The 12,112-nt window shown below is 58.6% G+C and carries 4 protein-coding genes; 3 read left to right on the top strand and 1 reads right to left on the bottom strand.

Translation table 11 applies throughout. The features are described from left to right. Window positions 1-221 precede the first annotated feature (221 nt). Window positions 222-8,549, bottom strand: a complete 8,328-nt coding sequence (locus IP76_RS14320; protein WP_082352547.1) for a DUF5801 repeats-in-toxin domain-containing protein — start codon at window positions 8,547-8,549, stop codon at window positions 222-224. Window positions 8,550-8,813: 264 nt separating this feature from the next. On the opposite strand from IP76_RS14320, the gene IP76_RS14315 reads away from it, so the two are divergent. From IP76_RS14315 to IP76_RS14305, 3 genes are all read left to right on the top strand, one after another. Continuing rightward, a complete protein-coding gene (locus IP76_RS14315) occupies window positions 8,814-9,767 on the top strand; it encodes a DUF1403 family protein (protein ID WP_054158902.1) in 954 nt (317 codons plus the stop codon). Between the two features lie 2 nt (window positions 9,768-9,769). Continuing rightward, window positions 9,770-10,504: an SMC-Scp complex subunit ScpB gene (locus IP76_RS14310; protein WP_054158901.1), complete on the top strand. Its 735-nt coding sequence runs from the start codon at window positions 9,770-9,772 to the stop codon at window positions 10,502-10,504. A gap of 455 nt (window positions 10,505-10,959) precedes the next feature. Next, window positions 10,960-12,108: a mandelate racemase family protein gene (locus IP76_RS14305; RefSeq protein ID WP_054158900.1), complete on the top strand. Its 1,149-nt coding sequence runs from the start codon at window positions 10,960-10,962 to the stop codon at window positions 12,106-12,108. The last annotated feature ends 4 nt before the right edge of the window (window positions 12,109-12,112 follow it).

Below are 12,112 nucleotides of genomic sequence, written 5' to 3'. Positions count from 1 at the left end.
CAACCAAATCCAAACATAAATACGCAAAACCGCCTCCATCCAATGGGGGCGGTTTTGCGTTTGGGCATGTCGAAAACACGAAACAAGCGAAGGCACACTGCGCTGGAACACGAAGTACTCTGGTTCCCGAAACTGGAGGGGAGGGAGGCTCCGCCCACCTCGCACGACAAGGCCCCGTCGGGGGCCTATTTTTTTAAACGGGATCCTGATTTTGCGCCGTCTTATGAGACCGAAATCGAATGCTGTTCGTCAAACAGGGTCTTCACCGCTTCGATGGGGCTCTGCAGAACGACCACATCCGTCCAGTCGTCGCTCAGGCCCATGCTCAGTGACGTGTCCGCATCGTCACTGGTGTATGTCGCAACCGTACCGCTCTCGGCCTCGCTTGCTTGCTCACCAAGAAGCGTATCGAGAAGTGCGCTCACGTCGAGCGCATCGCCTCCGGACAGGCTGTGGTCGCTGATGACGTCAGCCATATCGATCGCACTGAACGCCGTCTCGTCGAAGACAAATGTATCAGCACCTGCAAGGATGGCCTCACCCATTCGGTCATACTGTATGTCCTCGCCATCCGAACCGCTCGCGCTTAGACCCTCCGTCTCGGTCGTGCCGAAAATCGTGTCGAAACTGACTTCGATGAAGCTTCCGGTCGAGCCGTCGGTGAAGGTGAATTCGCCTTCGGAGAAGATGGTCTGGCCATCTTCCGCGCCGTTGGTCTGGTCAGCGGCAAGCGAAATTTCCGTCACACCGTAATCCGCGAGGGTTGAGAGTTCGCCTTCGTCGCTGATGCCGTTGCTGTTGGCGTCCACCCAGATCTTGAGGGCTGAGAAGGCGGCATCTTGAGCGTCGATCCGACCGTCGCCATTCACATCGAGCGAGGCGAGAGCCGCCACGCCGCTAGCAAAGGTCCCGCCATTGAAATCGGGCGTGAAGATCTCCGACCCGTTATCAATCGTCCCATTACCATTTACGTCATAGGCGAGAACTCCGTCTTCGCTGGTCCAGGCGATCTGATCCGCGCTGCCGTCGGCATTGATGTCAAAGGTGACGCCGTTGTTGATCGACGAGAGCGCAAAGCCGTTTTTATCGAGGTCAAGGATAACTGGGTCGACGCCCTGGATCACGGTGTTGGCATCGTCATCCTTAAACGTGAAGGTTTGCCCCGCAGCCTTGATGATGATCGAGCTGGTCGCAGCATCACTATAGGTAAGCATGTAAGCTGGCTGCCAGTCAGCTCCATCTCCATAGATCGAGACCCAGACATAGACGTGCTCACCATCGTGCGTTACGTCTATGTAATCCTTGATTGTCTTTCCGCTTTCGATCGAGCTTATTGCCGAGTTTAGATCAATCCGATCACCGTCGGAATATGAGTAATCATCGATGTAGTCGTTGTTGTATACTTCACTCCAGAAATACGGATTGCTGACGCCGGTACCGCTAAATCTCTCGGCGCCCCACATGAATGTGTCGGCCCCGCTTCCGCCATTGAGGGTATCGGTATCCCCACCCCCAAGGAGTATGTCATCGCCGCTACCTCCGCTCAGGTAGTCATAGCCACCGTTTCCGAGGATGATGTCATTTCCGCCCATGCCGTCGAGAATGCCCGTCCCTACTCCATCAATGATGATCTCAGAAGAGGACGATCCTAGTATTTGATCAAGACTCGTTTCACTGTAATCGTTATATCCAGAGCCCTCGTTTATGACTGTTACGGTTTCATTTTTAGATGATATTCCGTCAGTAGCGCTGTACGTAAACGATCCACCCAATATGTTGTACGAACCGGATGGACTGCTTCCCACGTAATCTTCGAAGGAGGTCTGAGCGCCATACGGATAGTTATAGTGATAGGCCTGCCCGCTATTGCTCTCTGAGACGTCACTAATTGACAATCTGTTTCCGTCAGCATCCGTGTCGTTGTATAAAAGTGTCCAATCGGGGATGTGGACAGTCTTTTGGTTGGTTAGAACGATATCAGCTACGGTTGTGGGAGCGCTGTTCGGGTCGGTCGTCCCGTTGATGGTGACCGTCACGATCTGCTTGGTTCCGTCGATTGTCGAGACTTCGAACGTGTCCGTCAGCGTCTCGTTGCTGTTCAGCTTGTTGACCGTCGTGTTGCCATTATCGAGCTCATAGCGCCACTTGCCATCGGCATCGACCGTGAACGTGCCATACCCCTTCGCCGACGACGTCTTCTGGGAGACGGCAATCCACGTGTCATTCTGATTATCGATGTCGACCGCATCGAGATCGCCCGTGACTGCCGGTTTGCCGACGTCCGACAATGTCGCCTCGATGACGGTGCCTGACGTGTCGCCAGATATTTCTGCCGCATCATTGACCGATTTGACATAGACCTTGATCGGGAGTGTCGTCGCGTTGGTATCGCCATTCGAGACTTCCGTCGCGACCATGACCAGATCCAATTTCAGCTCGCCACTGAAATTGGCCGGGGGGAGGACTGAGAGGGAGTTGTGCTCCCAGCGTGTCACGTCGACTTGCGTCTTGCCCTCGGTCGCTGTGAATTCGTGGTTTTTGCCGTCGCTGATGGTCGTTCCCACGGGGATGCCGGAGATCAGCAGGCTCAGCGTCTCTGACCCATCCGCATCCATGAGTTTGCCTTCAAATCGGATCGCTGCAGCATTGTCCTCAGATGTGCCGGAAACGGTAATCAGCGAATAGGTAGCGATGTCCGCAACCGCCTCGACCTTGACCGGCAATTCGATCGTTGTTGATGCGGTGTCGCCACTCGTCTTTTCCTCGGACGTCACAGTGACGGTGAGGTTGAACGAACCCGAATAATTATAGGCCGGCCGCAGCGCGAGCGTTGAAAGGTCCCAGCCGGTTATGTCTACGCTCGACTCGTCGTAGGCGGCGTGACCTTTTCCGTCCACCAGCATGGTTCCGTCAGGTATGTTGGAGATCGTGTAGTGCAGCGATTCCGAACCATCAGTATCTGTCAGGTGCCCCTCGATCGAGAGGGGGATCTTATCGTCCTCGGAGCCGACAGCTGGCAGGACGGTTGCGGTCGGGGTATCCGCAACACCAGTGACGGTCACCAGCCAGTAGGACTTGATCAGATGGCTCGAACCGTCAAAGGCATCCCGATAACCCAGTTCAACGAAGAAGACGAACTGCTTGTCCAGATTGGCGCGTGGCAAGACCTGCAGGCTGTCGAGGTCCCAGTCGCTGACGTCAACGGTGTCTTCAAGACTTTTTGAGGTGAAGATGTTGCCTTTGTCGTCAAGAATTGTGGTGCCAACCGGAATGGTGTTCAGCGTCAGCACCAGTTTCTCCGACCCATCCCCGTCCTTGGTGACGGAGCTGAAATCCAGCGCTATGGGCCGGTCTTCCGATCCGTAGGCGGGGTCGAGCGTGAATGTGAAGCTGTCGGGTTGTGACGAAACAGTGACGGTGGCCGTGGCCGGTGTTGCGTCCTCGAGGCCGCCTGAATCGCTTGCCGCATAGGTAAACGTATCGACCCCCGCATAGTCAGCGGTCGGCTTGAAATAAACGGTCGCGCCGGTCACGATGTCACCGACTTTCAACGGATCGCTGGAGTTCGCAGAAAGGTAAAGCTGGCCATTGGCGGGTAGGGACTTGATGACATAGCCGGTCTGATCGCCGTCAGTGTCTTTGCTGGAGAACGTTACCTCCACGAGCCCGTCTTCCTTACCGGATGCCGAGACATTCGCCGTTTCCGGTGCCTCGTTGACATTCTCCACATCGACTTCGAAGCTCTTGTCGATGAACTGACCCTGGCTGTCGGTTACCCGTATTTCGAGGTCGACGGAGGGTGTCGTTTCATAGTCGATGATTGCACCCACCGCGACGGAGATGACGCCCGTGGTGGGATCAATGACAAAGCGGCCATCCGCCGAGGTCAGAGAGGGGCTTCCATCCTTGACGAAGGCGTAGGTCAGCTGATCGATGTCGCCGTTGGGATCCACGCCTGAAACCCTGCCAACCGCGATGCCGCCAGCGCTGTTCTCCTTCACCGACAGGCTCGTCGAGGTTACGTCACTTGGAGCTTGCTCGATCAACTGCTCCGCAGCGACCGTCCCGTTGGAGAATTGAAAGTGCTCAACCCCCGTTGCCTTGATGACCGCGCCATTCGGCAGAGACAGGGAGAACTCGCCGGTCGCGACATCCTTCACCACCTTGACGTCCTGCCAGCGAAACTCGCCATTGGCATTGCCGATCACCAGACTGTCGTCACCCGCGCCGGCTTTGACCACCACCTGATGAGCGGAGGTGAGACCGGAGACATCGAAGTGTTCCGAGGCGTCGCTGCCGGAGAGGGTCACCGTGGAGGTCAGCAGGGACGTCTCATTGAAGTCGCCGACGACGGAGTAGGTGTCCGCGCCACCATTGCCATTGATCGTGATATCCTCGATTTCGCTGACCTCGGCGACGATGCTGCCGTTGACAGTCATGAGGATTTCCGATGTTCCGGCATAGCTGGCACCGTGGGCTGCGTTATAGGCATCCCTGGTCCAGATCACGTAATTTTCTGCGGCCGCGCTGCCATCGATCCGTAGAAGGTCGCGTCCGGCAACGTCTTCGCTGCCGCCGCCGATCGTGTCGCGTCCATCACCGATGGCGTAGACGATGGTATCGTTGCCCGCGCCACCTTCAATGACGTCATCGCCGGCATTGCCGTGAAGCGTATCGTTGCCATCACCGCCAGTGATCTTGTCATTGCCGGTGCCGCCCCAGATCTGGTCACTTCCCGATCCGCCGAACAGCTTGTCATTACCGCCGAGGCCCGAGATCAGGTCGTCGTTCTCGCCGCCATCAATATCGTCTGCCTGGCCATCCGAGCCCTGAAGGATGTCGTTGCCCTTGCCGCCATCGATCTCGATGAACGCCGCATCCGATGTGGTGTAGGACTTCGGAAGGAGGATGACGTCGTCGCCGTCGGTGCCGACGAACTTCTCCACGCCGGAAAGTTCCAGGGAGGCGTTTGCGCGATCGAAGACAAAGCCCTGGCCTGCAAATGCTGGTTCGAAACGGACCGTATCGATGCCGGAGCCGCCGATCAGGGCGTCGCCTTCTCCTGAGCGTTCAGAGATCGATACAAGGCGCGTGCTGCCGTCACCGGCCGTGAAGGTGCGAAGATCGTAGCCTGTGGTATCGTCAATGTCGGCGGAAACAATCAGCGTGTCCTCGCCATCGCCGCCTTCAAGTCTATCGGCGCCCTTACCGCCGATCAGGAGGTCGTTGCCATCTCCTCCCTTCAACTGATTGGCTTCATCGCCACCAACCAGGATGTCGTCCGCCTTGCTGCCTTCTGCGTTTACCAGGCCAGTAAGCTTGTCCCGTCCTACAATGTCTCCGCCGTTGTGATCCATCGCGGTGTCTGCTGAGATGGATTGGCCCTCACGGCTTGTCGCCGCAGCGCCGAGATTGACGAACACGCCGGTATCGAGCTTGGCATAGGAAACCGAAGTGCCATCGATCTCACCGGAAGCATCAATGCGGATCTTGACCGTGCCGCTGGCAAGATCACCGTCGGCATCCATCGCCTTAAGTTGCAGCGCCAGATCGAGATACTGATTGCCAGATGTCGGGGCGCTGTGATCGAGCGGGCGATAAAGCTCGAACACATATTCGCCATTCGATGCATCGACCGACACGCTGAAGACGCTATCCGGATCCGTGGTCACAGACGGGATCTGATCGCCGATATAACCGATCAGGATCGAACCGACGAGGGCGACGTGAACGATCTGGCCATTCGATGTCAGCGTGACAGTTGCGCCGTTCTGGTCGGTCGCGGAGACCCCGGTGCTGAGTGACAGTTCGCGAGCCGGTCCATTATCCAAGCCGAAATCGATGCCGGTTTTGGCCGTGACCGATGATGGCCCGTCTTCGCCGATCAAGGCTTCCACAACAGGGGAGAATGAAGGCTTGGAGTCCGTGATCGTGACCTGCAGGTGTTCCTTGAGGGCAAGTCTGTCGCCATCGCCATCGCGGATTGTGACGGCGCTGGACAGATCCAGCGTCAGTGTGTCCGTCGGTATGCCTGCCAGATCACCTTCCACCGGCTCCGGGCTGACAAGAGCCGGGCCCAGGTCCGCGTTTCCGCTTGTTTCCGGCTCGGGCAGCAGGTGATCGATCGCACCAAATTGTTTGAAGCTATACGCTCCCGTGGTTTCATCGACCGCAAAGGTGAAGATGACAGTGTCGCCGGCCTTTGCGTAGAGCGTGTTGTCGATCACCGAGTAGGACAGTGATTGGCCATTTGACGTCAGGGATGTGAGGGAAGCAGAAAGATTGGTGGTCTCCACGGTGTAGCCACCCACGCCATCGGCCCCGAAGCTGACGACGCGCGATAGCTCTCCCGATACCTGGCTGCCTTCTGCCATCGTCTGCAGCAGGACTGTTTCCGTGGCGACCGGGGCGTCATCCTTGATGTGCAGCCACATTTCACCATAGGCGGTGTCGCCATCCTTGTCGGTGACGGTGAAGCCGATGTTGATCGAGCCGCTGTCACGGCCTTCCTCATGGGCATAGGCTGCGGTCATTTCGAAGCTGTATGATCCATCGGCGTAAATCGTCAGGATCGCTGCGGTCTGATGGGACTCCACGCCCGTTGCAACGAAGGTCGTGCTGCCGTCGGAAGCGGTTTTTCCCTCGCCCCAGGTTACAGTTTCGATGCGAGCGGTGCCTTCCTCCGGCTGCCAGACAACCGAGAAGCTGCCTTTGTGGATCGACAGGCTGCCCATCCCATCGGCCCCAACTTGGAAGAGGTCTCCCGCCTCGCCGCTGACGATCCGTCCGGCACCGTCTTCTGTGCAGAGCGCCGTCTGAGCGGCATCCTCCAGAGATTGTGATGGACCAGCTTCGATGCTGGCCGTCGGCGCATCGTCGTTTATGACGACCGAGAAGCGCCCGTCCGTGCTGTCACCATCGGAATCTGTCGCGCGGAAATCGAAGTCGAAACGAAGATCGTCCTCGACGTCATACCCTTTGTGATCGATCGGCTTCAGCAGCGTGAAGTGATAGCTGCCCGTCGACCGGCCATTGTCGAGCGTAACTGTGAAGACCCAGTTCTGCTCAGAGGCTGGATCGTCTCCGGTGAAGCCGATCAGCGCGGGCTGGCCATCGATCTCGGTGACGAAATAGAAGACTTGCTGTTCGGCAGACGTGAGCCGCACTTCGGAATTGACGTAGACCTGCCTGTATTCGAGCTGCTCGACCGGCTCTCCGCTCGTCTCGTCGATTACCGTTAAAGGGTCGTAGCCGATGAAGACGAGAGCGCCGGCCTTGCCGGAATTGTCATCCGCACCCCAGTCGATACCAAGCGAAGCCGAAACGCTTCTGCCGTCGCCATTGTTTGTTCCAGGATGACCACTGAGGTCTCCGGTGTCGTAGCTATCGCCCGGATTGCCGATGACGGAGGTGAGGTCTTCCTCATCGAGGCTTGTCGACGGGAGTGGTTTGATGGTCGGGCCGTCATCTCTCACGTCAATGCGAAAGGTTCCCGTCGCCGTGTCGCCGTCCTGGTCAGTCACGGTGTAGGTGAAGCCGAGACTCAGTATGTCTTCCAGTTTGATTTGCTCGCCGTCGTAACCAGCATCCGGATGATCGAGCTTTCCAGCGAGTTCGAAAGTGAATTCGCCTGTCAGGCGATTATCGATCGTCACGGTGAAAACGGTGTGGCCCTCGCTGTCGACGGCACGCAGCGCAACGTAGTTCAGAACTGACGCATCATCGGGCGCCGGATAGGTTTCGATGGTAACCGGAAGGCCACCTGATGTCAGGGCCGACACAGTGTCGCCACCAAGACCGGTTTCATCGAGATTGGCCACGCCCGAGAAGCCGATTGCGCTGATTGCGCCGAAATCAGACCCCGGATTGAAGCCCAGAATGCCTGAAAAGCTCTGGTTCCCTTCATCGCGGTCCGCGATCACCGATTCATCGAACGGGATTGGGTCATTCATCGGGATGATAGACGGGCGGCCGTCACTGCCGAAAGAGGGCAGGTTCTCCGGTGTCTGGTCGGCAAAGGCCGTGCCTTCGAGCAGAGACACCATGATGAAGTCTTCGGCATTGCCATTGATAGGGCTGTCATCGAAGTCAGCGCTGGTATCTGGTGCACGGGTTGAGGCCGAATAGCCCTCCGGCCCTGCTGCGACGTTGATGTCGCTCGCTTCCAGGGCCGCAAACAGGGTTGCCTGCGGGAGTTCGATGTCTCCGATCATGAAGGTCGGAATGTTGGCTGCACCACCGGTAATTACCAGTTCGGAGCCATCTGACAGGACCACGATGAGATCAGCGCCTTGCGTGCGGAAATCCGCGTTGTCGAGGTCGATGTCAGGCGGCAGGATGATGGCGTTGTTTGCGTCGGGGGCGAGTTCTATCGCTGCTTTTGCGGGGCCAGCCTCCATGCTCCGCGTGATCGGCGCGGTGTTTGCCGTCTGCTCCTGTGCCAATTCCAGCACCTGTTCCGGCGCGAGGCGACCGGTGATGGCTGCTTCGTTGTTCTGGTTTTCCATCGTGGCGCGGAGGCTCAGCGGAGCGGGGCTTTGATTTGACATGGTAACTCGACTGTTAATGTTCGTGCCGAGTTAAAGCGCCGGGAAACTGTTCGGGCAACGAACAAATCGAAGAATTTGCATAACCTGTTATGCCGTTATCGGCCAAAGTTGAGCGGGGTTTCCGCGTTAACTTTGTGACAAAAAATTCTCTGCCTGGGAGCGGCGCAATTGGCCTCTGGCTCGGCTTGCTCGTTGAGCGCAGGAAGCTGTGCGTTTAATGCGCTTCCCATGGCTCAAACTGCACGTGGCTGCTAGGCTTGCCGGATGGATTCGCTCAGACTGCTCTCTGATCAAAAGGCCGGCCAGCGCAGCCAGCTGCCGGACTGGGCGGCGCCGCGTGGGCGAGGGCTCAGCGAACTGGATGCAGCTTTTGCAGCCGGCGTCGCGCTAAAAGCGCTTGATGATCTTGTCCGATCCGAACCCGTTTGGGCGGGGTGCTGGCGCTCACGGCAGGCGCTCAGATGCGCGGCCGCTACGATGCGCTGGATGGGGCGTGGCGAGGATGAAGCTGCCTTGCGCGACGCCTTGGCCTTGACTGTCGCTGGCGGTGACCCTGGTCCGGCGGGACAGGTTCTTGTTGCATTCAGGCGGCTTGGCAGCCGCAAAGCAGGCCTATCCCTGAAAATGCTTGAAGACTTGGCTGGGCCCTTTGGTCTCAGTGCAGGCGACGATTTTTCACCGATCCTGGACATGGCGGAGAGGGCGCAGCAATCAGGCTGCGCCGTTCCGTTTGCCCTGGCCGATCTGATCTCATCCCTCCATGCTATCCGGCCGGATGCTGTGCCGCTGGGCTGGGCGCTTGCGGATGCGATGATTGCCGCGCGTCTGAAGTGGCCGGTTGCGGTGCCCCTCCTTATGGGGGAATGCCAAGGGGTTGCGTTTCGGGTGGCCGGCGGGCGGGGGCGTGTCAGCCCGGGCGAGCCTGGATTTCAGCGTGCCGTTTGCCTTGCTCTGGTCGATGCGGTGAATGTGGCGTTGCGCTCGGCGGCCGAGATTGGGCGGCGGGCGGATGCGCTTCTGACCGCTGCACCCAAGGTTCGCACCAAAGGCGCGGCGGCCGTGATTGCCAAACTTTTGGCAGAGGATGCGGTGGCAGCCTCGGCACCCGGGACCGGCCTGTCGCGTTGGGCCGCGACCCGGCTGTTCGAACGGCTGGAAGGTTTCGGGGCCGTGCGGGAATTGTCCGGCAGGCCTTCTTTTCGGATCTATGGGGTCTAATCGTGGCAGGATCGGAGACGGCGAGGCGATCCCGCACAGAGACCGGCAACCGGGCTGATGGACAAGTTTTCGATCGAGAGCTGGATGGCTTGCCGGCCGATTTGCGCTGGCGGGAGTGGATGTTGCGGGTCGAGGCTGTGATCTTCGCTTCCGCCGAACCGGTTGGCCGGGAGGTGCTGGCGCAGGTTGTCGGGCGCTCCTGCAGTATCGACCTTCTGATCGACGACCTCCAGGAGGAGTTGCGCGACCGGCCGTATGAACTGGTTCCGGTGGCCGGAGGCTGGCAGCATCGGACCCGGCCACGTTTCGGCGATGCCATACGTGCCTCATCGGCGACGACGCGCAATGGTGCGGCCGCGCTTTCTGACTTCGAGGCCATGGTGGTGATGGCGATCGGCTATTTCCAGCCTGTGACACGGGGTGAACTTGGCAAGATCTTCGGCAAAGAGATCAGCCGCGATACGATCGCTGCCTTGCGCAGCACCGGCTTCATCGCATCCGGCCCGCGCAGCCCGACGCCGGGCGCTCCTTATACGCTCGTGACCACCCGGCATTTCCTCTCCGCCTTTGGCATGGAAACGCTGCGTGATCTCCCGGATATCGAGGCGCTTGAGGATGCGGGGTTGTTCAACCGCGATCTGGCAGAGGCGGGCACCGAGGCCTCCGACGATCCCGACCAAGATGATATTGGCGAGGCGGACGGGGATGGGGCCACGCCTGAGCTGGACTCGCTCTAGCGTTCGCCAGTTCGCCTATGGCCCTTTGCGGCACCACAGAGGGCGGCATTCGCTGAGGTGGACGAAGCGTTCGCAAGTGAACGCGTGATACAGCTTTTCAAACTTGTCGGTCACCTTCGCTGCCGCAGTTCGAGTGCATCTGACGTGGGGTGCTTCGATGAGGCAAAGCTGTGAGCAAGCAGGTGGTCGGCTGACGCCTGTGGGCGTTCCTGTGTGCAACATGGTTGGTCATTCTGCCGATGAGTGTTCTGCGAAGACCGTGGAATAAGCTGTTCAATTTCAGATAGTTATCGCCGAAGCATGCGCCTTCCGCATTTTCCTTTTCGCTTAAATTGAAGCCCCCCATCCTGCATCTCGCTGACTTGTAATACAGATTTGACATAATATTCGATTTCTGCGACAACCTATCTGACATGTTGGCAATCCACGCCGTAGGTTGGTGAACAGGAATACCGATGATCATTACAGAAGTTTCCGTGCGACGATTCCGCACGACCACGCGCCGCCATTCCGATAGTGCTGGCCACGCCCATCCGGGCCCGCCGCATCAGGTTGAGCAGGCGATCCTCACAATTCGCACTGAAGATGGCCATGAAGGCCACTCGTTTACGGCATCAGAGATTGTTCGACCGCATGTCATCGAGAAATTCGTCAAGAAGGTGCTGATTGGCCAGGATCACCGGGATCGGGAGCGCTTGTGGCAGGATCTGGCGCACTGGCAGCGTGGGTCTGCGGCGCAGCTCACCGATCGTACGCTGGCCGTTGTCGATTGCGCCTTGTGGGATCTGGCCGGGCGGACGCTTGCGACACCTGTTCACAAGTTGATCGGTGCCTATCGCGACAAGGTGCTGGCTTATGGCTCGGTGATGTGCGGCGATGAGCTCGAGGGCGGTCTGGCGACGCCTGAAGATTATGGCCGGTTTGCCGAAACGCTCGTCAAGCGCGGCTATAAGGGCATCAAGCTGCATACCTGGATGCCGCCGGTCAGCTGGGCCCCGGATGTGAAGATGGACCTCAAGGCCTGTGCCGCCGTGCGAGAGGCTGTCGGCCCGGATATTCGGCTTATGATCGATGCCTTCCATTGGTATTCGCGCACGGATGCGCTGGAACTGGGGCGCGGCCTGGAGAAACTTGGTTTCGACTGGATCGAAGAGCCGATGGATGAACAGTCCATGTCCTCCTACAAGTGGCTGGCGGACAATCTCGACATTCCGGTCGTGGGCCCGGAAAGTGCAGCCGGCAAGCACTGGCATCGCGCCGAGTGGGTGAAGGCCGGGGCCTGCGATATACTGCGGACTGGGGTGAACGATGTGGGCGGCATCACGCCGGCGCTGAAAACCATGCGCATGGCTGAGTGCTTCGGTATGGATTGCGAAGTCCATGGCAACACGGCGATGAACCTGCATGTGGTGGCCGCCTCGAAGAACTGCCGCTGGTACGAGCGTGGTCTGCTGCATCCTTTCCTCGAATATGACGATGGCCATGACTATCTGAAATCACTGTCCGATCCGATGGATGCGGATGGCTACGTACATGTGCCGGACCGTCCGGGCCTTGGCGAAGACATCGATTTCGATTTCATCGAGAACAACAGGGTCGGGTGAGGGC

The organism is Rhizobium sp. AAP43 (assembly GCF_001296045.1).
Classification (GTDB): Bacteria; Pseudomonadota; Alphaproteobacteria; order Rhizobiales; family Rhizobiaceae; genus Allorhizobium.
This window is presented reverse-complemented; position numbering and strand designations above follow the sequence as displayed.

Coding starts and splice junctions, on each gene's coding strand:
- IP76_RS14315 (WP_054158902.1), top strand. CDS start 8,814: ATGGATTCGCTCAGACTGCTCTCTGATCAAAAGGCCGGCCAGCGCAGC.
- IP76_RS14305 (WP_054158900.1), top strand. CDS start 10,960: ATGATCATTACAGAAGTTTCCGTGCGACGATTCCGCACGACCACGCGC.
- IP76_RS14320 (WP_082352547.1), bottom strand. CDS start 8,549: ATGTCAAATCAAAGCCCCGCTCCGCTGAGCCTCCGCGCCACGATGGAA.